Genomic DNA, 20,710 nt, shown 5'->3' with positions numbered 1-20,710 from the left:
AAAGGCTCCGGACAGGCAGGATCGATCGGGCCACCCCTGGGGGGCGGCGCTAGGGCGCGAAAGCGCGGGGATCGATCAGACGGCCGGGGGCCGGTCCGGTGGGGCCAGGGCGCGGGTGGTGTAGGGCTGGTCCAGCGGCGGAAGGGCCGCAAGGCGCATCATGACGCTGGGCCCCGGCATGGGCGTGGGCCCGACGGCATCGGCCACATGGACATGGCCGCAGGGGCCCTGGCCGGCGTGGAAATGCACGGCGCTGTGGCGCAGGCCATCGGTGGGGTCGGGTGCCCCGTCCACGGCCACATGCTCCTGGACGATGCCGCACGTCGGCGCGCCGCCCGCCATCTCGGTAAGGGACGGGCCGTCGAACACCGCCGTGAACAGCAGCAGAAGGGCGAGCAACCAGCGCATGGCCGCCAATCTGGCGATTAGGCCCGCCGGCTTCAAGTCTTTCGGCGATTTATGGGGCGCGCCACAAAAAGTTGTGACGCCGCGTGTCGCGCCACGATAGAAAGGAGGAACAGGGAGAGACATCGCCGGGACCCAACGCATGGCCGCGCCGCATACTTCGCCGCAGATCTCGAATGATACCGCTACCAACGCGCCCTTGCGCCGCATCGTCATCGTCGGCGGTGGCACCGCCGGATGGATGGCGGCCGCCAGCCTGGCCAGGTTCCTGCGCAACCTGAAGTGCGATATCCAGCTGGTGGAATCCGAGCAGATCGGCACCGTGGGCGTGGGTGAGGCCACCATCCCGCCCATCATGAACTTCATCCGCGTGCTGGGCATCGATGAGGACGACCTCATCCGCCAGACCAACGCCACCTTCAAGCTGGGCATCCGCTTCCAGGACTGGACCCGCCTGGGCCATTCCTATTTCCATCCCTTCGGCCACACCGGCTTCGAGATGGAGGGGATAGGCTTCCCCGCCTACTGGATGCGGCAGCGACTGGCCGGCGCCGCCGCCCCGCTGGAGGAATATTCGCTGCAGGCCCAGGCGGCCGCGCACAATCGCTTCATGCGCCCGGTGAAGGCGCCGGGATCGCCGCTGGAGGGTATCACCTACGCCCTGCATTTCGATGCCGCCCTGTTCGCCCGATACCTGCGCACCTACTCCGAGGCGCGGGGCGTCACCCGGGTGGAGGGCAAGGTGGTGAAGGTCGACCTGCGGCCCGAGGATGGCTTCATCGACGCCCTGAGGCTGGAGGATGGCCGCCGGGTTGAAGGCGATTTCTTCATCGACTGCAGCGGCTTCCGCGGCCTGCTGATCGAAGAGGCGCTGCAGGCCGGCTATGAGAACTGGCAAAGCTACCTGCCGTGCGACAGTGCCGTCGCCGTGCCCAGCGAGCGGACGGGCGCGCCGCCCTCCTATACGCTGGCGGCGGCGCGGGACGCCGGCTGGCAATGGCGCATCCCGCTGCAGCACCGTGAAGGCAACGGCGTGGTCTACGCCCGCGACTTCCTGGGCGACGACGCGGCGCGGGAGACCCTGCTGGCCAACCTGGCGGGCAAGCCGCTGGCCGACCCCCGCATCCTGCGCTTCGTCACCGGCCGCCGCCGTGAAACCTGGAAGCGCAACTGCTTGTCCTTGGGCCTTGCCAGCGGCTTTTTGGAACCCCTGGAGTCCACCAGCATCCACATGGTGCACCGGGGCCTGGCCCTGTTCATCCAGATGCTGCCCGACCGGCGGTGCGAGCCTGCGGACATCGCCCGCTACAACAGGATGGTGGCGTTCGAGTATGAGCGCATCCGCGACTTCCTGGTGCTGCACTACGCCACCAACGAACGGCGGGATACGGACTTCTGGCGCCATTGCGCCGGCATCGAGTGGCCGGACAGCCTGAAGTCCAAGATCGAGCTGTTCCAAAGCCATGGTCGTATCCAGCGCGAGGATACCGAGCTGTTCCCCGAGCAAAGCTGGCTCTACGTCTTCACCGGCCAGGGCCTGATCCCGCGCCGCTACGACCCGCTGACCGACCTGCTGGATCCGGAGAAGATGCGCGGTGCCTTGGCCAACATCCACGACGTCATCGGCCGCGTGGTCCAGACCATGCCCCACCACCAAGCCTTCATCGACCGGCACTGTTCGGCGGGAAGCTGACGGTCAAAGGTTGCCGATCCCGTCACGTCGCGCAACGCAAGGCCATCGTCGCCAGGCTTTTGAGCAATTCATCGAGGTGGGCTTGATCGCGCGCCTCGTATTTCGCGGCGGACGCGAAATTTCGTACCGCGTCGGCAAGGTGGGGAACGGTCGTTCCGGACGCATGGATTTTTTGTTCCGCCGGTGTCAGCAGCCTTTCGATGACCGCGCGAAATTTGTCGTGGCTTTCGGCGATCACCTTCCGGCTTTCAGCGCTTACGCCCTCCAGGATATCTTCGGTGTGGGGGGAGGCGTGCAGCATCGCATAGGGACGCCTGGCCAGGTACTCGAAGACGATATCGATCTGAGTACCCAAGTCGCCGCCCTTTAGCAGCTCTCTCTCGGCTTCTTCGAGTGCTCGATCCATAAAAAGGCGGCTTGTCGCCAGCAGGACCGCTTCCTTATTCGGGAAGATATTATAGAGCGTCTGCCGCGCGACGCCGGCTTCCTGTGCGATGTCGTTCATGCCAGTCCGTTTCACGCCGTAATGCATGAACAGGCGGGCGGCCGCCTCGCAGATCATTTCCTCTCTCTCTTTCATGGCGGACATATTGACAAACGAGTGCCAAATGTCAATTTTGACAAAAAGACGATAAATGTCTAAATGACATAGACCAGGAGATCACCATGAAAGCCAAAACCGCATTGGTCACGGGCGCCTCGTCCGGCATCGGCGCCGCCACGGCGCGTCTTCTGAAGAAGGAGGGCTTCACCGTCTATGCTGCCGCGCGACGGGTTGAATTGATGAAGCCCCTGGAGGAGGAAGGTATCCGCGTCCTGCCGCTCGACATCACCGACGAGGCGTCGGTCCACGCTTGCGTCGAAGCCATCCAGGCGCGCGAAGGCCGGATCGATATTGTGGTGAACAACGCCGGTTACGGATCTTACGGCGCTGTCGAAGAGGTGCCCTTGGAGGAAGCGCGCCGCCAGTTCGAGGTCAATATCTTCGGCCTTGCGCGCCTGACCCAGCTTGTCCTGCCGGCGATGCGGGAAAACCACTTCGGGAAAATCGTCAATGTCACATCGATTGGGGGAAAGATTTATTCGCCTTTCGGTGCGTGGTACCACGCCACCAAGCATGCGCTTGAAGGCTGGTCGGATGCTCTGCGGATCGAAACGGCGCCTTTCGGTATCGACGTCATCATTGTTGAGCCGGGCGGGATAAGGACTCCGTGGGGTGGCATCGCCGTCGATCATCTCCGCAGGACGTCGGGCTCCAGCGCGTATGCCGCCGCGGTGAGGAAGGTGGCTGACGGCATGGCCAAACTTTACGCCGGCAATCAACTCTCGGATCCTTCGGTCGTCGGACAGACCATTGCCAGGGCTGTGACTGCGGCTCGTCCCCGGACACGCTATGCGGTGGGCTATATGGCGAGAACGGTCCTGTTCATGCGTTGGCTGTTGCCTGACCGCCTGTTTGACCGGATGATCGTTTCGATGGCGGGCTGAGAGGGCGGGGCTGCGCCCGTGGGAACTATCCCCCCCGCAGCAATTGCATCACCCGCGCGCGGATGCGGCCGTAGTTGCCAGCCTTCAACGGGCCTAGCACGCCGTGTTGCTCCGCCGGCAGGTGGGCCAGGGGATGGCCCTGGGGGCGGAAGACGTAATGGTCGAAGAAGGCGCGCCAGGCCTGCCGCTCCGCCTCCGGCCGCTCCGCCATCGTGATCATGGCCAGAAGCAGGCTGGTGAAGGGGGCGTCCGGGCCGGTGGCGAAGGCGTCCCACCAGTAGTTGACCAGGCCGTTGAAGGGGGCGGTCGCTTCCACCTGATGCCACCACAGCTTGGGCAGGAACAGGGCGTCGCCGGGCTCGAGAACGGCCACCAGCGCCTGGTCGCGGATGGCGTGGAAGCGCGGGTAGGCGGGGTTGTCAGGGTCGGACGCGGCCAGGCTGATGGGCTGGCCCGACAGGGTGTTGTCGATGGGGCCGACATAAAGGTCGCCCACAGCCGCCGGCGGGTACAGGGTGAAACGCCGCTTGCCGGCCACCACGCAGGCCAGGTTCTCGAAGGCGTCGTAATGGGTGGCGACGGTGGAGGCGTGGCCCAGCCAGATGCGCCCCGCCACGCCGGCTGGCAGCAGGGGCATGGCGTTTTCCGCCGCGAAGCCCGGCAGATGGTCGTCCAGGGTCAGCGACCCGGCGTAGAGGGTGGGGGAGGCGGGGTCGTCCAGGCCCCGCACCATCTGGTCCAGCGCCTCGCCCAGGCGCAGGGTGCGGCGCTCGAAATTGTTGCCCTTGAGGTCCGCGCCATAAAAATAGCGGCCCCGGATCTCCGGCGGGCCGACGAAGGTCTCCATGGCGACGCCAGGTCCGAAGCCGCCGAGATAGTCGCGCAGGGCGGCGGGCGTGGGCTTCGCCACCACCGGCCAGCGCGCCACCAGGCCGCGCAGGACCAAGGGCCGGCCGCCCGCCACCACCTCGGTCAGGAATTGCTCCCGCGAGGTGATGGCGCTGCCGTCGCGTTCATCGACCGCGGTCGTCATGGCCGTGCGATCCTCAGGCCGCCGTCCGTCAGCCCCAGGCGGGGGCCGACGCCAGGCCGGCGGTCAGCTGCTTGTTTTTACGTTCCGCCATCAGGGGCACGTGCTTCAGCGACGCGATCATCAGGTAGATCAGCTGCATGTAGCCGCGGCGGAACAGGTCCAGCACGGCGGCGTCGGGCAGGGCGCGCAGGGCCTCGCGATCGATGGTGTACAGGTTGGCCAGCTCATGCTGGCTGCCGTCGTCGAAGCTGAGGCTGATGTCGATAGGCTCGATCAGCTTCAGGTTCATCAGCGTTTCGATGAAACGCTTAGTACGCTCCAGCCCCGGACGCAGCTCCTGCATGGCGTTGATGATGCCCCGCAGATAGGGCGTCATCTCCCCGTTCGGCGAGAACAGCGGCTCGCCCGCGTCGGTGCCCACCCGGGCATCGTCCAGGTCGATGGCCAGATCCTCCCCCACCGTGTAGAAGGGGCCGCGCTGCAGGGTCAGGGGGCGATAGCCCTGCCAGCCGTCCTGCGTCAGGAACAGGTTCTCATTCTGGGCGAAGCCCAGCACGGCGCCACAGACGAAAGCGCCGGTTTCCGCGTCCTTGGACAGCAGGATGGGACACTGCACGGCCAGCAGGGGGAATTCGGCCACGATGACGGCGACGAAATGCTTGGCGTCGAAGGCGGGGCTGGCCTTGGCCTTCACCTGCAGGTCGCGGTGGGCGTGGGCGTTGACGATGGCGATATTGGTCATGGGTCCCATCCGGGCTCAGATCGATTGCATGCCGTGGTCGCGGATCTTGCGCACCAGGTCGCGATTCTTGGGCAGGTTGGCCCGCATCTTCTGGGCCATGGCGGCGTTCTCTTCCATGATGCGGCTGGCCAGGGTGGCGCTGGCGCCGTTGTCCGCCAAATCCACCTCGGTGCGGAAGCCCATGCCGTACAGCACATACTGGTAACTGGCTGCGGGGAACACTTCCTCCAGCCGATCGAACTCATCCAGGAACCAGGGGGCGCGGTACTTCCACAGGCGTAGCAGATCCTGAAGGCGCTCGGGTATGCTGGCCGGGTCGACGTTGTCGCGCCAGAAGGCCGTGTCCGTGCGCTGGGTCAGGACGTAGTGCAGCTTCAGGAAATCGATGATGCGGCCCCAGCGGTAGTGTGTCACCTCGTTGAAGCGGCGGGCCACGATGTCCATGACGCTGCGCCGGGCGGGCAGCTGGTCGGCGATGATCTTGGCCGACAGTTCGATCAGCATGATGGCGGAAGCCTCCAGCGGCTCCAGGAAACCTGCCGCCAGGCCCACGGCCACGCAGTTGTTCTTCCAGAACATCTCGCGATGGCCGGCGCGGATGGGGATCTTGCGCGCCTCGGCCTGGGTGCCGGCGTAGCGCGCCAGTTCGGCCCGTGCCGCCTCCTCGTCGATGTGGTCGCTGGAATAGACATAGCCCAGGCCGCGCCGGGTGGGCAGGGCGATGTCCCAGATCCAGCCGGATGACTGCGCGGTGGCGATGGTCTGCGACGCCATGGGGGCGTCGTCGCTCTCGTGCGGAACCTGCACCGCCAGCGCCGTGTCGCAGAACAGCACGTCGCGGCAGTCCTTGAAGCCCACGCCCAAGGTTTTTTCGATGAGCAGGGCGCGGAAACCGGTGCAGTCCACGAACATGTCGCCCGTGATCTCACCCGCCTGCCCGGTCACCAGGGTGGTGATGTCGCCGCTTTCGTCCTGCTTCACCTGGGTGACGTCGGCCAGGACATGGTGGACGCCCAGCTTTTGCGTGCAGTGCTTCTGCATGAAGCTGGCGAACTTGCCGGCGTCCAGATGATAGGCGTAGTTGGCCAGACCTCGGTATTCGGGGGTGGCGATGGTCTTGGGCGCCAGGCCTTCCTCACAGATGGCTTCCTGCGGGCACACGGCGGCGGAGAAGGTGCGGCCGCGCGCGTCCTGCAGCCAGTGGGGCACCAGGTTCACCTGCGACCAGCCGTGGGGCAGCATCAGCGGGTGGTAATAGGCGTCGTCGGGGGCGCCCGTGGTCCAGCCCACGAACTTGCCGCCCTGCTTGAAGGCGGTGTCGCAATGGCGGAAGAACTCCGTCTCCGAGACGCCCATCTTTTCCAGCGTGGTGCGCATGGTGGGCCAGGTGCCCTCGCCCACGCCGATGATGGCGACGTTGGGGGATTCCACCAAGGTGACCTTGAAGCCCGAGGCCATGCGCGCCTTGTGCCGGGCGGCGATGACGCCCGCGGTCAGCCAGCCGGCGGTACCGCCGCCGACGATGACGATATGCTGGATGGGACGATCCATGAAGGCATCCTGGTTTTCAGGGACGCCGGCCCCCCTCCCTGGCGGGGACATGCGGCGTCCGGCATCGGTCCAGTGTAAGGCCTTTCTCCCGCTCCTTCAGAGGGAAAAAGGGGCCGCCACGTGCCACGGCGGCCCCCCAGGAGTTTAGGAGGAAGGTACGCTCACAAACAAACCTTAGTACTTGAAGTGCGCGCCAATGGTGTACCGCTGCCCGTAGGCGACGGCGTCCAGCAACTGTTCCTGGTACCGGCCATGAGTTGAATAGGTCTCATTGGTCAGGTTCAAGGCTTCGAAGTAGACGCTCACATACTCATTGATGTCGTAGCTGGTGCTGAAGTCCACTTCCCAGGCCGGATCGACGAAGGTCGGTTCGGACCCGTAGATGGAACCGCCCTGCGCCTGGCCGAAGTGGTCCAGGTACTCATCGCGCCAGTTGACGGCGATACGCGCCTGGAACCCGTACTTGTCGTAGAAGCCGACGAAGTTGGCGGAGTTGGCCAGGCCCGTGACGGCGAAGTTGCTAACCGCCAGGTTCAGCGGATCGTAGGGCTTGTTGGTGCCGACGACGGTGGCGTTCGCCTGGAAGCCGAAGCCGGTGTCATCGAACACATGCTGGATGGACATTTCCAGGCCGTAAACCTCGGCCGTCGGTCCGTTGACGTAGGTGCTGTAGCTGTACTGCATGTCCTTGCCGGTGGTCGGGTCGATGACGCCGGCGAAGGTCTTCTGCGAGGTGCCGCCGATCACGAAGTTGCTGACGCTCTTCATGAAACCATCGAGGGCGACGTAGGAGTTGCGCTGATAGTAGTACTCGGCACCGATATCCAGGTTGTCGGACAGGTAGGGCATCAGGTTGGGGTTGCCACCCGAGGCCGACACCGTGCCGACGCGCTGCGTGGTGATGCTGTAGACCGGGGTCATGTTGTTCAGCGGCGGACGGGTCAGGGTGCGCGACGCGTTGAAGCGCACCTGCAAGTCGTCCGTGACGCCCAAGGTCAAGTCCAGGTTGGGCAGCATGTACTGGTAATTGTTGGTGCCTTCGACCGTGCTGACCGGACCGTAGGCCACCGTGAACGCGGTCTTGTCGCCCGGCGTCACGGTGAAGGCGGTCGGCGTCTGGCCCAGGCCAGAGGAGATGACGTGGGTGATTTCCTCGCGAACGCCCAGGTTGACCTTCAGCGGCATATTGGCCACCTGGGTCTTGAACGTGGTCGAGATATAAGGCGCGTAGGTCTCTTCCTCGATATTGCGCTTGGAGCCCGGGGACAGGATCAGGCGATAGGTGCCGTCGAAGGGCGGGGTGCAGCAGCCGTAGTTGAAGCCCGGGATGTTCTTGGTCTGCGGATTGCCCAGGCCCTGCAGGTAGTTCAGGATCTGGCCCGGATTGGCCATTAGGATCTGCGGCGGCAGGTTGCCGTTGTTGGCGAAGCCCGGGATGAAGTTGGACGTGCTGAAGGTCTTGGTGAACCAGTCCTGCGGCAACGCCACGCCCGTGGGCGAGCCCGACGCCGGACCATAGCCGCTGTACGCCTGCCAATCGCTGTTGGTGAAGCTGTCGTAGCTGGCCAGATCTTCCTTGTTATCGATGTACTGCATGCCGAAGCGAATGGTGGTGTCGCCACTCTTCCATTCAGCCTCGGCCTTGCCCTGATCGATGACGTTGTAGTTGCGGGTCGAACTCATCGGGAAGACGTGCGACCCGATGAAGCCGTTGGTGAAGTGCGACGTGTCGCCGTTCGGCCCGTAGACAGTGGGGTAGGGCAGGGCACCGGCCGCGACGCCGGTGATGCCCACATTGTTGGTGTTGATGCAGGTGCCGCTGGCGCAGGAACCGTAGCCCACGTCGGCGTCCAGGCTGGTCAGCTGGCCGTCGGGGTTTTGCCAGGATTCCGAGCGGGCGGCGTCGACCGTGATCTTCCAGTTGTTGGTCGGCGTCCACTTGATGTTTAGGCCGTACAGGTTGTTTTCCAGCACCTGGCTGTTGTACTGGGCCTGGAAGTCGGTCGGCGTGTTGGGCTGGACGAAATCGACCACCGACCCGTTGCTGTTCAGCTTCACGTTCTGCAGGGCGCCCGAGTTGAACCAGATGCTGTAGCCGTACTGGTTCTGGTGGGCGTCCTCACGCTGGAAGTCGTCGTTCAGCGTGATTTCGATCTGGTCGGACGGCTGCCACTGCAGGGCCAGGCGGCCGGACTTGCGGATGGTGTCGCTGTGTTCCTGGTACAGGCCGTAGTCCTGGATGAACCAGGCCGGAACGCCGGACGGCGTGCCGGATGCCAGGCTGCCGAACTTGTCGCTGGTGGTGCCGATCCAGCCCTGGCTGTTCACGTGGTTGCCCAGGGTCTGGGTCTCGTTGAAGCCGGCGGCCACCAGGATGCCGAAGGTGTCGTGGGCGAAGGTGTCGCTGACCAGGATGGCGCCGTTGGGAGAAGCCCCATCCGCGTCGGAGGCGTAGGAGCCGGAAACCGAGCCGGCGGCCCGGAATCCCGAATGTTCCAGCGGCTTGGGGAACTTGATGTTGACGGTGGCGCCGATGGCGCCGGCCGACAGCGACGCGTCCGGCGACTTCAGGACATCGATCTGCCCGATGAAGTCGGAGCTGACGGAGCTGAAGTCGAAGCCGCGGCCGGAACTGGCCGCCGAGGCGGACACGCGGCCGTCGAACAATGTTTCGTTGAAGCTGGGGCCGAAGCCGCGGACGGTGATGGCGGTGGCGTCGCCGGTGGAGGTGGGTACGCCGCCCATGCTGCTGGTGCCGCGGCTGATGGACACGCCGGGAATGCGCTGCATGGAGGCCGCGACGTTGGAATCGGGGAACTTGCCGATGTCCTCGGCCGAAATGGCGTCGACGATGCCGTCCGCCTCGCGCTTGATATCAAGGTTACGTTGCAAAGACCCGATGATGCCGGTGACGACGATGTCTTCCAGCGTGTCGGAATTCGCGCCGCCCTTGCCCGGGCTGGGCTGGGTCGTTTGCGCGAATGCAGGCGCCGCGAGGCCGGCGATGGTCATCAGCGAAACACCGGCCAGAACGGCCGTGCGGAAATTCGCCGTCGGTGACTTGGGCGCTCCCTTTTTTCTTTGGAAACTCACCATATTATCCCTCCCTAGTTTTAAGGCGCTGGTTTTGTTTGTGATACCGGGCACGGGACATAGAAATACGGAAACGCCAACAGCTGCTGTTAGCGCTATCATATTTATATGCAAAATCCCGTGTATAACTTATGGCTGGCGGCCAAGCGGCATGATTTGCCGGCCAGCGTTCATCCTCCCGTTCGCTAGAGTAATTCTAAGCTGCCACTGCCGTGGAAAGCCCTCAACCCTATGCAATGGTAACGCTACCACAGGGTGCCGGAAGGGGCGACAAAAATCTGAAGATTGCGCTTTTGAGACGGTGAGTGTGTCATTTGTACCAACATCCCGGACGGCAATGGGGTGCTGAGAGCGGTCTCACCGGCCCTCGGCTGCCGGACAACGGCGGCGCGGCATCGGGACTCCGGCACTTTTCGCAAGCGCAGCAACCTGTAGGGGAAGAGTTGGGCCGCCGCGAAGGGCGGCCATTCACGAGCCCAACTCATAAGGCCATGCGTGACCGCGGGCCCCTGGTGGCGCCCCCGGCCTCTGCTAAGATGGCCAGCCGATCAGATCAGCGGAGCACGACGACGATGGAGATCAAGCGCGCCGGGGCACAGCCCTCAGGCAAGGGCTCGCCCGACTATTTCACCGGCTCGGTGCGGGTCGACCCACTGGCCTCGCCCGCCGACCCCGCCCGGGTGGTCGCCGCCCTGGTGACGTTCGAGCCGGGTGCGCGCACCGCCTGGCACACCCATCCCCTGGGCCAGACCCTGATCGTCACCGCCGGTTGCGGCTGGGCACAGCGCGTGGGCGGCCCCATTGAGGAGATCAGGCCGGGCGACGTCGTCTGGTTCGAACCGGGGGAGAAGCACTGGCACGGCGCCACCGCGACCACGGCCATGAGCCACATCGCCATCCAGGAGAAGCTGAACGGCACGGCGGTGGATTGGCTGGAACCGGTCAGCGACGATCAGTACGGAGCCGCCTGACATGCCCCACGTCATCGTGAAGATGTATGCCGGCCGCAGCGAAGCGCAGAAGGCCAAGCTGGCCGAGGAACTGACCCGCACCCTCATGATCCACATGGGCAGCAGCGAGGCGTCCGTGTCCGTCAGCATCGAGGACGTCGAGCCCCACGACTGGGTGGACACGGTCTACAAGCCCGACATCGTGGAGAAGCCCGCGACCCTTTATAAGAAGCCGGGTTACGATCCCCGCTGAAGGGGGGCGGTCGATATCTGGCGCCGTTGCCGCCCCGAATGTTACAACGGTGGGGCGGCGGCCCCTGGATGGGCCACCTATGGACGTCAGCGCCGGCGGAATGTTGCATGGATGAGTTGATCGCCGGGCTGACCCGCCTGGGCCGGGGCTCCCCGATGGGGCGGCTGCACGGCGCCGTGGCCCGTCAGCTGGGCATTGACATCGTCACCGGCCGCTACCGGCCGGGCGATGTCCTGGAAAACGAGATCGTCAATGCCGAGCGGCTGAAGGTCTCCCGCTCCGCCTATCGCGAGGCCCTGCGCATCCTGGCGGCCAAAGGTTTGGTTGAAAGCCGGCCCAAGAGCGGCACCCAGGTCTGCGCCCGATCGCGCTGGAACCTGTTGGACCCCGACATCCTGGCTTGGCATTTCGCCGCCGAGCCCAGCAAGGAGTTCATCTACAGCCTGTTCGAGCTGCGCATGATCGTGGAACCGGGCATCGCCGCCCTGGCGGCGGAGCGGCGCACCGAGGAACAGCTGGCCCGCATGACGGCGGCGCTGGACATCATGGATCGCCACACGCTGGCGGCGGAAAAGGGGCAGACCGCCGACGCCGACTTCCACGATACCCTGCTGGAGGCCAGCGGCAATCCGCTCATTGGGTCGCTGGCCGTCAGCATCGGGGCGGCGGTGCGGTGGAGCACCATCCACAAGCTGCGCGAGGGGGTGGTGCTGCGCGACCCCATCCCCCTGCATCGCCATGTCCTGAACGCCGTCGCCGCCCGCGATGCCGAGACGGCGCGCGACGCCATGCGCCTGCTGATCACCGAAGCGCTGCGGGATACGGCCCAATCCTTCAAGGCCTAGGACTTGCAACGCCTAGGCCCTGGAAGGACCGGGCCGCGCCCGTTCGCCTACCGCTCGATGGACAGCGCCCCCGTGGTGGTGAACTGCCCCTGCTGGACGGGCACGCCGCTATCCGGCTGGCCGGAGCCGACGCTGACCTGGTAGGTGCCGGCCATGACCTGGCGGTCGCCGTCACGGGTGACGAAGCTGAGGTCACGGGGCGACAGCTCGAACGACACCGTGCGGCTTTCGCCCGGCGCCAGGGACAGGCGCTGGAAACCGCGTAGCGCCAGGCGGGGTGCGCCCTCGAACGCCGGCGGCTTCAGGTACAGCTGCGCCACCTCGTCGCCCGCGCGGTCGCCGGTGTTGGTCACCGTGGCCGTCACGCGCACGCCGTTCTCCGCGCCGCCATGCGTCGGCTGCACGGTCACGGGGCCGTAGTCGAAGCGGGTGTAGGACAGGCCGTAGCCGAAGGGGTAGACGGCCTGGCCGGTGAAGTAGCGGTAGGTGCGACCCGTCATGGCGTAATCGTCGAAGGGCGGCAGGTCGGCCACGCTGCGGTAGAAGGTCAGCGGCAGGCGGCCGGCGGGGTTGGTCTTGCCCGACAGCACGTCGGCGACCGCCAGGCCCCCCGCCTGGCCGGGGTACCAGGCCTCCACGATGGCGGCGGCGTTGTCCTTGGCCCAGGACAGATCCAGCGGGCTGCCGTTCAACAGGACCACCACCACCGGCTTTCCGGTGGCCTTGGCGGCCTGCAACAGGCGGCGCTGCTCCGCCGGCAGGTCGAGGGAGGTCTTGTCGCCGCCGGCGAAACCCTCGATCTGGCGCTTCATCTCCTCACCTTCCAGATCGGCGCTCAGGCCCACGGCGGCGACGATGACGTCGGCATCGGCCACGGCCAGGTCACCGTCGTCGGCGGCGGATGCTACCCTCTTCCACAGGAACTCCACCCCGCCCATACCGTGCACGTCGGTGGCGATGCGGATGGGATAGCGCTTGCCCTTTTCCAGGGTTACGGTTTCCAGCTTGGGCAGGTCACCCCACAGCAACGTGCCCAGGTCCACGCGCCGGCCGTCGAACTCGAACTCCCCGCCGGAGAAGCCGGTCAGGCCCAGGCGATAGGTGCCGGACTCCGGCGGCACCAGGAAGCCCGTCCAGACCACGCGGTAATTCTCCGTCACCGACTTCTGGTCATGGCCGCTGCCGCCCACGCCAGCCTCGACCCGCGTCAGCACGGGCTTGGACGTCACCTCCAGCGGCGGCATGGAGCCGAAGGGCGCGTCCGGCGCCGGGGCCTTCACCGAACCGTTGGCGTTGAAATATTGCGCCCGCACGCCCGGCTTGCCATCGGGCGTCACCAGGGCGGACGTGGGCACCGGGTCACCGTCCATGACGGTCTCGTTGAAGGGGACGTGGGTGATGCGGGCGCCCGGCATCACCTGGCGCAAGCCGTCCAGCACCGACACGGGCGGGGCCGACAGGGCCGAGGAATAGTTGCCACGCAGCACGCGGGTGGAATTGCCGTGCGGGCCGATCACCGCCACCTTGACGCCGGGCTTCAGGGGCAGCACGCCGTCGTTCTTCAGCAGCACCATGCTTTCACCGGCCACCTTGCGCGCCAGCTGCTGGTGTTCGGCCGTGCCGATGGCCTGCACGGGCACGTTTTGCTTGGGGCGGTCCAGACCGGGCAGGTCGCCGTTGCGGTAGCGGGCGGAGAACAGGCGCACCAGCGCCAGGTCGACGTCCGCTGCGCCGATCAGGCCGCGCGTGTACGCCTCCTTGTAGCGCGCCGCCAGCCCGCCGCCCCCGCCGAACAGCGTGGCGACGTTGCACTCGTTGTCCACGCCAGCCTTCAGGGCGGCGGCCACCGCGGCGGCCTGGTCGGGCGCGTACTTGTGATTGTCGGCGATGTCCTTCACGGCGTCGCAGTCCGACACGACATAGCCGGTGAAGTGCCACGCACCGCGCAGATGGTCCTTCAGCAGAAGGTCGCTGGCGCAGGCCGGTTGCCCGTCGATGCGGTTGTAGGCGCACATGACGGATCCGGCCCGTGCCTCCACGATGGCGGCGCGGAAGGCGGGCAGGTAGGTATCCTCCAGGTCGTGCGGCGAGACGTAGACGTTCGCGGCATGGCGGGTCGATTCCGGGCCGCTGTGCACGGCGAAATGCTTGGGTGTGGCTACCACGTCCGGCAGGTCGGGGTTGGGCCCCTGCATGCCGCCGACGAAGGCCACCGCCAGGCGCGCCGTCAGATAGGGGTCCTCGCCATAGGTCTCCTGGCCGCGGCCCCAGCGCGGGTCGCGGTAGATGTTGATGTTGGGCGACCAGGTGTCCAGCCCGGTGCCGATGCGACCCAGGTGGCCGGTGGCGCGGCCCAGCGTGTGCAGGGCGCGCACCTCCACGCTGACGGTCTCCGCCACGTCGTGCACCAGCGGCGCGTCGAAGGTGGCGGCCAGGCCGATGGGCTCGGGGAAGTTGGTGGTGGGGACGGCGCCGATGGCACCGTGCAGTGATTCCGTCCACCAGTTGTAGGCGGGGATGTCCAGTCGGGGGATGGCGGGCGCCACGTTGACCAGCTGGCCCAGCTTCTCATCCAGGGTCATGCGGGCGACCAGGCTTTGCGCCTTTTGCCACGCCTCGCCGACGGCGGGGGAGGCGGGCTGGTCCGCGCGCACCTGGGTGCTGGCGGCGAAGAAGGCGGCGCCGAGCAGCAGCGCGCGTGTCAGGGGGCGATAACGCATTCTTTTCCTTCCCATTCCTTGTTCTTTTACAGGTCGGCCGGGGCCGTCGTTACCAATCCAGCGCCAGCAGCGAGACCGACTGGCGCGGCATGTCCAGGGTGAGGGGGACGACGCCGCCCGAGGGCGCCAGCCAGCGCGGCAATTCCGCCAGCTGCAGCCCGGCCTGCCCCTTCAGCTCCGCCAGTTGCGCCGGGGTCGGGTTCTGTGGCGACCCCATGGCCTGCCAGGCGGTGTAGGCGTTGGAGTGGCGGTCATCGATGCGGTAGTGGCTCAGCCGCACCCGCGCCGCCGTTTTGGGCAGGCCGGTGATAGTCAACGCCACGGCCGTACCGCCGGCCGGTTTCGCTTCGTCATGATAGTTCCACACCATCACGGCGGCGCCGCGCGCGTCGGCGGTGGCCAGGGCATCGATATCCGGCGCGTCGCGCACGCCGTGGGCGATGATGTCGGCCGCCGTGTGGGACTGGGGGCCGGCGGTGGCGACGCGGGTGCCGCGCAGCATCGCCGCCATCCGGAAGAAATTCAGGATGGGCTTGTCGACGCCATTGGTCGACAGGTCGCGGAAACCTTCGAAATAGGCCCGGCCCTCGAACTCGAACGACCAGCTCAGCATGGCGAGCAGGTTGACGCCGTGCCGGTCGGCCAGCTCGAACAGGCGCTTGTAGGCGGCGGCGGTATAGGCGGGATAGAGAGCGCCGTTGCGATAGGCGTTGGCGGGGTTGACGGTCATGGAGCAGGCGGCGCAGCCCTCGGGGTCGGCCTCTGACAGGATGATGGGCAGGGAACGGAATTCCGGGTGGCCGGCGATCAAGGCGAAGCCCTTGTCCACGTCCGTCAGTTCCTGCGCCAGGCCCATGGTGACCTGCCCGTCCTGGATGGTGGGCTGTCCCTTGGCGTGGAAGGAGATGAAGTCCAGCGGCACCCGCGTGGCGGCGACGTGGTCCAGGAAGTCCTTCAGGAACTGGGCGCCGCTGGCCCCGCCGGGCCCGGTGGTGGCGGGGCCACCCACCTTGGCCTGGGGCAGCACCTCCCGCACCGCCGCGACGGTGGTGTCGTACAGCCGGAAATACTGGGCGGGCGTGCCGTGCCAGTAGGGGATGTCCGGCTCGTTCCACACCTCGAAATACCAGCCGGCCACGGTCTGTCGGCCATAGCGGTCCGCCAGGTGGGCCACCACGGTGCGGATCAGCGCCCGCCACTTGGCGTAATCCTTGGGCGGGCTGTGCACGGTGCCGCCGATGGCGGCGTCGGGGTAGACGTCCTCATAGGTTCCTGTGCCGCTGGCCAGGGCCTTGGGGGTGAAGCCCAGCTCCACCATGGGCACCACGCCGGCATCGCGGTAGGCGTCGAAAATCCCGTCCAGGATGTGGAAGTCGTAGACGGGGTTGCCGGCCGCATCCTCGGAATAGACGTTGGTCGAACTCCATTTCAGGGCCGCAACGCCGTCACCGGAACTCAGCAGATGATGGGTGCGGACGTGCACCGGCACCGGCGCCAGGTCGTGCAGTTCGGTCAGCAGGGCCCGGCCATCCCGCATGGTGGTGTAGTTGGCCTCGTCATAGCCGAACCAGGCGTAGAGGGGATGGGCCGGGCCCACCGGATGGGCCAGATCCACGGTGATGGACACCGGTGTCGGCACGGGTTGGGCCAGCCCCGGCCCGGACGAAAGGCTCAGCGCCAGCAGGCCGGCCGCCACGGTGCGCATTCGCCCCCGCCGCCCGGCCGCCCGGCCCCTCCGGCCGTCCTCGCTCCGCCAATCGCCCGACGCCACCCGTTCCTCCCGTTTTTGTGGCTGCCCGTTTTTTGTGGCGCCACCCTGACACATCTTGACTCCAAATCAAATACTCAGACAATTAAATCATGTTAGCGCTCACATTGCGCGACATGCACACCTCCCGCCGTCACGGACGGGGGGCAAAAACCGGGCGACCCGTCAGGGAAGGGCCCACCTGGGAGGGAACGATGGCAGCCACGCACAGCCGCCTGGGGGCGGTTTTCGCGCTTTCGACAATATTGTTGGGTAGTGCAGCGCACGCGGCGGCGGAACCCGTAGCCACGCGCCCCGTCATCGCGCGGGTTGACGCCACGCGGGCCAGCGCCGCCGTCACGCCCTACGCCTATGGCATGTTCATCGAACCCATCGGCGGCCTCATGAACCGTGCGCTGTGGGCGGAACTGCTGGACGACCGGAAATTCTACTTCCCCGTCGTCGCCGAGGGAAAGGACCCGCCGCAGCCCTTGTCGGTGGAGGGCAAGCCGGCCCTGGTCAATCGCAAATGGCGCCCCATCGGCGATGAGGCGGCGGTGACCATGGACCGGGCCCAGCCCTATGTCGGTGCGCAGAGCGTTCGCGTGGCGGTGGACGCGGCTGCGCCGCATGGCTTCGGCCAGGGCGGGCTGGGCGTGGCGCAGGGGCGTGAATATGTCGGACATATCGTCGCCAACGGAACCCCCGGCACGGTGCTGACGGTGGCGCTGGTCTGGGGGCCGGGCGCGGGCGACCGCCAGGCGGTCACCCTGCCGCCGCTGACGGCGGAATGGCAGAGCCTGGACTTCGCCTTCAAGCCGGGCGCCGACACGACGGACGCCCGGTTCGAGGTGACAGGCACCGGCACGGGCTTCTTCCGCGTGGGCACCGTCACCCTCATGCCGGCGGACAATGTGGACGGCTGGCGGGCCGACACCATCGCCGTGCTGAAGTCGCTGCACTCCGGCTTCTGGCGCCTGCCGGGCGGGAACTTCCTGTCGAACTGGGATTGGCATCAGGCCCTGGGCCCGCGCGACCGGCGGCCCCCCGTCTACGACTACGCCTGGAGCGCCATGCAGCCCAATGACCTTGGCATGGACGAATACATGGCGCTGACCCGCCTGCTGGGGGTGGACCCCTATGTGACGGTCAACGCCGGCCTGGGCGACGCCCATTCGGCGGCGGAGGAGGTGGGGTACCTGAACGGCCCCGCGACCAGCGAATGGGGCGCCAAGCGCGCCGCCAACGGCCATCCCGAGCCCTACGGCGTGCGCTACTGGAACATCGGCAACGAGCCTTACGGCTGGTGGCAGATCGGCCGCACCTCGCTGGATTACTTCATGATCAAGCACCGCGAGTTCGCCGCCGCGATGCGGGCGGTGGATCCGACCATCACCCTGATCGGCTCCGGCGCTATGCCGGACCAGATGCACCCGCGTGACGCCAAGGAGAACGCCAGCCTGGACAGCATCCAGCCCAAGTTCGGGACGGAGAACGACTGGACGGGCGGGCTGCTGGCCAAGGCCTGGGGCGATTTCGACGGCCTGAGCGAGCACTGGTACGACACGGTGGAGAAGCGCCCCGATGCCCCGCCGGCGGATGAGCTGATGGAATTCGCCCGCGCCCCCGCCAACCAGGTGCGCATGAAGGCGGAGGAATGGGCCATCTACCAGCGGCGTTTCCCGGCGATGGCGCAGAAGCCCATTTTCCTGTCCATCGACGAGTACGCCTACATCGGGGCCGGCAACAAGCCCACGCTGAAGCTGGCCCTGGCGTATTCCATGGTGCTGCAGGAGATGCTGCGCCATTCCGACTTCATCCGTATGAGCGCCTTCACCTTCGGCATCTCCACCCTGGACGCGACGCCGGCGGGGGCCACCCTGAACGCGACCGGCCAGGTCTTCAAACTGTATGGGGAACGGTTCGGCGCCGGTGTCATCCCCGTGGCGGTGACGGGCGACGCGCCGCAACCGGACCCCAAGTTCGCGGTGGGTTACGATCATCCCCTGGTGAAGTCGGGCAGCCCGACCTATCCGCTGGACATCGTCGCCGGTCTCAGCCCCGACCGGCGGTCGCTGCGGGTCGCCGTGGTCAACGCCACCTTCCAGCCGCAGCCGCTGTCGTTGGCGGTGCAGGGAGCGCAGGCGGATGGCGCCGGCCGCGTCTGGCGGCTGAGCGGCCCGGCCCTGGACGCGCAGAACAAGGTTGGGGCCGCCCCGCAGGTGACGATCATCGAGGCGCCGGCCCCGTCCTTGCGCGAGCCGCTGACCGTGCCGGCGCTCTCCACCTCGATCTACGAGTTTCCGGTTCGCGGCCCCGCCCGGGTCGCCGGCCAATGATATTCCCAGGCCAATGATATCCCCAGGGAGGAACGAATGAGAAAAGCGGCCTATTGCCTGGCCATGGCGTTGGCGGTGGGGGCGGGCGTCGGCCCCGCCCGAGCGCAAGTGGCGACGGAGGCGCCGGACCCGGTGCCCGGCGCCCGCGCGGTGACGGTGGAACACATCACCGTGCACGCCCCCACGCTGGAAGGAAATCTCGAAGGCGATGCCGTGGACCGCGACGTCTACGTGGTGCTGCCGCCCGGCTATGCCGCCAACCCGAAGAGGCGCTATCCGGTGGTCTATGCTCTGCACGGCTATTCCATCGGCGCCGCCCAGTGGATGGCGGAAATCCATGTGCCCCAGACGGTCGAGGGCGCCTACGCCCAAGGCGCGCGCGAGATGATCGTCGTCCTGCCGGACAGCAAGACGGTCCACAACGGCTCCATGTATTCAAGCTCGGTGACCACGGGGGACTTCGAGACCTTCATCTCCCGCGACCTGGTCGCCTATATCGATGGCCATTACCGCACCATCGCCAAGCGGGAGAGCCGGGGCCTGGCCGGCCACTCCATGGGCGGCTACGGCACCAGCCGCATCGGCATGAAGCACGCCGACGTCTTCGGCGCGCTCTATATGCTCAGCCCCTGCTGTCTGTCGCCGCGCGCCCTGGGCCCCATCGATCCCAAGATCTGGGACGCGCTGGAGGCGGCGAAGGCGCCGGCGGATTCCAGCGCGCTGCCGTTCATGGCGCGGGCGCAACTGGCCACCGCCGCCGCCTGGTCGCCCAACCCGCAGAACCCGCCGCTGTACCTGGATCTGCCCGTCAAGGATGGGCAGCAGCGGCCGGAGGTGTTGGCCAAATGGGCGGCCAACGCTCCGCTGGCCTTCATGGACCAATATGTCGGGGCGCTGCGCCGCTACCGCGCCATCGCCATCGATGTGGGCGACCAGGATGGGCTCAAGGTCGATGCCGGCAAGCTGCATGACGCGCTGGACACCTATCACATTCCCAACAGCTTTGAGATTTACCCGGGCACCCACACCAGCCACGTGGCGTTCCGCATCCAGGAACAGGTCATCCCCTTCTTCAGCCGGAACCTGGATTTCGGGGAGGCGCCCTGACGGGCCAGGGGTCCCGGTCGAGGTTGACCGGGACCTTTGTTCCGGGCCTGTCAGGCCGCGCGGACCTGTTCCGCCGCCGTGTCGTTCACGGTGCGGGACGCCTTGTTCAGGATCTGGTCCGCGTTCTTTTCCTCCTCCAGCGTTTCAGCCAGGATGTCGGCGGCTTCGTCGTACCCCAGCGCCGTCGCCCAGGCGATGGCGGAGCCGTAGCTGGCGATCTCGTAATGCTCGACCTTCTGGGCCGCGGCGATGATGGCGCTGTCCAAGGCCTCCGGCGACAGGCCCAGGTCGAGCAGCTCATTGGCTTCCGACAGCATGCCCTCCATGGCCTCGCACTTCTTGCCGCGGCTGCGGCTGCTGGTATCCAGCGTCTCGAACACCTTGTCCAGCCGCTCCACCTGGCCCCGGGTTTCTTCCAGGTGGGTCTCCAGCGCTTGGCGCAAATCGTCGGCCGATGCCGCCTTGGCCAGTTTCGGCAGGGCGCGGATGATCTGGCGTTCCGCGCTGTAGAGGTCCCGCAGTTCCTCGATGAACATGGTTTGCAGTGTCTTTTGCGCCATGGCTTGCTCTCCGGTCTGATGGGACGGTTCGGTATGGTCCCGCCCCAGGGCTTGCTGGCGGAAAAGCGCCGACGCCGGCTTCCGTTCCATACGGAATGAAATCTTCATCAAATGATCAGGATGAAAGCATGGGTGTGAACGGTCCAGCCCGATCGCGTGCAAGTGGAAATCCATGTATATCTGA

16 protein-coding genes are annotated in these 20,710 nt (G+C 66.5%); 7 read left to right on the top strand and 9 right to left on the bottom strand.

Annotated features, from left to right (window positions below; all coding sequences use genetic code 11):
• Positions 1-75: 75 nt before the first annotated feature.
• Positions 76-408, bottom strand: a complete 333-nt coding sequence (locus UAA55_RS07565; protein WP_322952071.1) for a hypothetical protein — start codon at positions 406-408, stop codon at positions 76-78.
• A 139-nt stretch (positions 409-547) separates the two neighbouring features.
• Here UAA55_RS07565 and UAA55_RS07560 point away from each other — a divergent pair, with 139 nt between their 5' ends.
• Entirely contained in the window at positions 548-2,098 is a 1,551-nt protein-coding gene (locus UAA55_RS07560; protein ID WP_322952070.1) for a tryptophan halogenase family protein, read from the top strand.
• 22 nt (positions 2,099-2,120) lie between these two features.
• Here the strand turns inward: UAA55_RS07560 and UAA55_RS07555 are convergent, their stop codons facing one another.
• Positions 2,121-2,660, bottom strand: coding sequence for a TetR/AcrR family transcriptional regulator (locus UAA55_RS07555; RefSeq protein WP_322952069.1), 540 nt, complete (start codon positions 2,658-2,660; stop codon positions 2,121-2,123).
• Positions 2,661-2,764: 104 nt separating this feature from the next.
• Here UAA55_RS07555 and UAA55_RS07550 point away from each other — a divergent pair, with 104 nt between their 5' ends.
• Positions 2,765-3,586, top strand: coding sequence for an oxidoreductase (locus UAA55_RS07550; RefSeq protein ID WP_322952068.1), 822 nt, complete (start codon positions 2,765-2,767; stop codon positions 3,584-3,586).
• Between the two features lie 25 nt (positions 3,587-3,611).
• On the opposite strand, the gene UAA55_RS07545 is transcribed toward UAA55_RS07550, so the two are convergent.
• The 4 genes from UAA55_RS07545 to UAA55_RS07530 form a co-directional block, all read right to left on the bottom strand.
• Complete coding sequence (locus tag UAA55_RS07545; protein ID WP_322952066.1) at positions 3,612-4,619, bottom strand: cupin-like domain-containing protein; 1,008 nt, start codon at positions 4,617-4,619, stop codon at positions 3,612-3,614.
• Positions 4,620-4,647: 28 nt separating this feature from the next.
• Positions 4,648-5,361 carry a SapC family protein gene (locus tag UAA55_RS07540; protein WP_322952065.1) on the bottom strand — a complete coding sequence of 238 codons (714 nt, stop codon included), beginning with the start codon at positions 5,359-5,361 and terminating at the stop codon, positions 4,648-4,650.
• Positions 5,362-5,376: 15 nt separating this feature from the next.
• On the bottom strand, positions 5,377-6,912 hold the full coding sequence (locus UAA55_RS07535; RefSeq protein WP_322952064.1) for a tryptophan halogenase family protein: 1,536 nt from the start codon (positions 6,910-6,912) through the stop codon (positions 5,377-5,379).
• A 174-nt stretch (positions 6,913-7,086) separates the two neighbouring features.
• The gene (locus tag UAA55_RS07530; RefSeq protein WP_322952063.1) at positions 7,087-9,924 is read right to left on the bottom strand and encodes a TonB-dependent receptor; all 2,838 of its coding nucleotides are present in this window, start codon (positions 9,922-9,924) and stop codon (positions 7,087-7,089) included.
• Between the two features lie 653 nt (positions 9,925-10,577).
• On the opposite strand from UAA55_RS07530, the gene UAA55_RS07525 reads away from it, so the two are divergent.
• The 3 genes from UAA55_RS07525 (at position 10,578) to UAA55_RS07515 (ending at position 12,053) form a co-directional block, all read left to right on the top strand.
• Positions 10,578-10,976, top strand: coding sequence for a (R)-mandelonitrile lyase (locus tag UAA55_RS07525; protein ID WP_322952062.1), 399 nt, complete (start codon positions 10,578-10,580; stop codon positions 10,974-10,976).
• 1 nt (position 10,977) lies between these two features.
• A complete protein-coding gene (locus UAA55_RS07520) occupies positions 10,978-11,208 on the top strand; it encodes a tautomerase family protein (protein WP_322952061.1) in 231 nt (76 codons plus the stop codon).
• A 107-nt stretch (positions 11,209-11,315) separates the two neighbouring features.
• Complete coding sequence (locus UAA55_RS07515; protein ID WP_322952060.1) at positions 11,316-12,053, top strand: FadR/GntR family transcriptional regulator; 738 nt, start codon at positions 11,316-11,318, stop codon at positions 12,051-12,053.
• Between the two features lie 47 nt (positions 12,054-12,100).
• Here UAA55_RS07515 and UAA55_RS07510 read toward each other — a convergent pair whose 3' ends face one another.
• Together UAA55_RS07510 and UAA55_RS07505 are read right to left on the bottom strand one after the other, a co-directional pair.
• Positions 12,101-14,773 (bottom strand): glycoside hydrolase family 3 C-terminal domain-containing protein, encoded by a 2,673-nt coding sequence (locus tag UAA55_RS07510; protein WP_322952059.1) that lies wholly within the window; start codon positions 14,771-14,773, stop codon positions 12,101-12,103.
• A gap of 49 nt (positions 14,774-14,822) precedes the next feature.
• Positions 14,823-16,478, bottom strand: coding sequence for a GH39 family glycosyl hydrolase (locus UAA55_RS07505; protein ID WP_322952058.1), 1,656 nt, complete (start codon positions 16,476-16,478; stop codon positions 14,823-14,825).
• A 257-nt stretch (positions 16,479-16,735) separates the two neighbouring features.
• Between UAA55_RS07505 and UAA55_RS07500 the strand changes: the two genes are divergently transcribed.
• A complete protein-coding gene (locus UAA55_RS07500; RefSeq protein ID WP_322952057.1) occupies positions 16,736-18,859 on the top strand; it encodes an alpha-N-arabinofuranosidase in 2,124 nt (707 codons plus the stop codon).
• A 36-nt stretch (positions 18,860-18,895) separates the two neighbouring features.
• Positions 18,896-19,966 carry an alpha/beta hydrolase gene (locus UAA55_RS07495; RefSeq protein ID WP_322952056.1) on the top strand — a complete coding sequence of 357 codons (1,071 nt, stop codon included), beginning with the start codon at positions 18,896-18,898 and terminating at the stop codon, positions 19,964-19,966.
• A 50-nt stretch (positions 19,967-20,016) separates the two neighbouring features.
• Here UAA55_RS07495 and UAA55_RS07490 read toward each other — a convergent pair whose 3' ends face one another.
• Positions 20,017-20,526, bottom strand: coding sequence for a YciE/YciF ferroxidase family protein (locus UAA55_RS07490; RefSeq protein ID WP_322952055.1), 510 nt, complete (start codon positions 20,524-20,526; stop codon positions 20,017-20,019).
• Positions 20,527-20,710: the final 184 nt, after the last annotated feature.

Origin of the sequence: Nitrospirillum guanabarense (assembly GCF_034653355.1) — a bacterium.
Lineage (GTDB): Bacteria > Pseudomonadota > Alphaproteobacteria > Azospirillales > Azospirillaceae > Nitrospirillum.
The sequence above is the reverse complement of the archived record's forward strand: the minus strand, read 5'-3'. Positions and strand labels throughout refer to the sequence as shown.

Coding starts and splice junctions, on each gene's coding strand:
- UAA55_RS07565 (WP_322952071.1), bottom strand. CDS start 408: ATGCGCTGGTTGCTCGCCCTTCTGCTGCTGTTCACGGCGGTGTTCGAC.
- UAA55_RS07560 (WP_322952070.1), top strand. CDS start 548: ATGGCCGCGCCGCATACTTCGCCGCAGATCTCGAATGATACCGCTACC.
- UAA55_RS07555 (WP_322952069.1), bottom strand. CDS start 2,660: ATGATCTGCGAGGCGGCCGCCCGCCTGTTCATGCATTACGGCGTGAAA.
- UAA55_RS07550 (WP_322952068.1), top strand. CDS start 2,765: ATGAAAGCCAAAACCGCATTGGTCACGGGCGCCTCGTCCGGCATCGGC.
- UAA55_RS07545 (WP_322952066.1), bottom strand. CDS start 4,619: ATGACGACCGCGGTCGATGAACGCGACGGCAGCGCCATCACCTCGCGG.
- UAA55_RS07540 (WP_322952065.1), bottom strand. CDS start 5,361: ATGACCAATATCGCCATCGTCAACGCCCACGCCCACCGCGACCTGCAG.
- UAA55_RS07535 (WP_322952064.1), bottom strand. CDS start 6,912: ATGGATCGTCCCATCCAGCATATCGTCATCGTCGGCGGCGGTACCGCC.
- UAA55_RS07530 (WP_322952063.1), bottom strand. CDS start 9,924: ATGACCATCGCCGGCCTCGCGGCGCCTGCATTCGCGCAAACGACCCAG.
- UAA55_RS07525 (WP_322952062.1), top strand. CDS start 10,578: ATGGAGATCAAGCGCGCCGGGGCACAGCCCTCAGGCAAGGGCTCGCCC.
- UAA55_RS07520 (WP_322952061.1), top strand. CDS start 10,978: ATGCCCCACGTCATCGTGAAGATGTATGCCGGCCGCAGCGAAGCGCAG.
- UAA55_RS07515 (WP_322952060.1), top strand. CDS start 11,316: ATGGATGAGTTGATCGCCGGGCTGACCCGCCTGGGCCGGGGCTCCCCG.
- UAA55_RS07510 (WP_322952059.1), bottom strand. CDS start 14,773: ATGCGTTATCGCCCCCTGACACGCGCGCTGCTGCTCGGCGCCGCCTTC.
- UAA55_RS07505 (WP_322952058.1), bottom strand. CDS start 16,478: ATGCGCACCGTGGCGGCCGGCCTGCTGGCGCTGAGCCTTTCGTCCGGG.
- UAA55_RS07500 (WP_322952057.1), top strand. CDS start 16,736: ATGGCAGCCACGCACAGCCGCCTGGGGGCGGTTTTCGCGCTTTCGACA.
- UAA55_RS07495 (WP_322952056.1), top strand. CDS start 18,896: ATGAGAAAAGCGGCCTATTGCCTGGCCATGGCGTTGGCGGTGGGGGCG.
- UAA55_RS07490 (WP_322952055.1), bottom strand. CDS start 20,526: ATGGCGCAAAAGACACTGCAAACCATGTTCATCGAGGAACTGCGGGAC.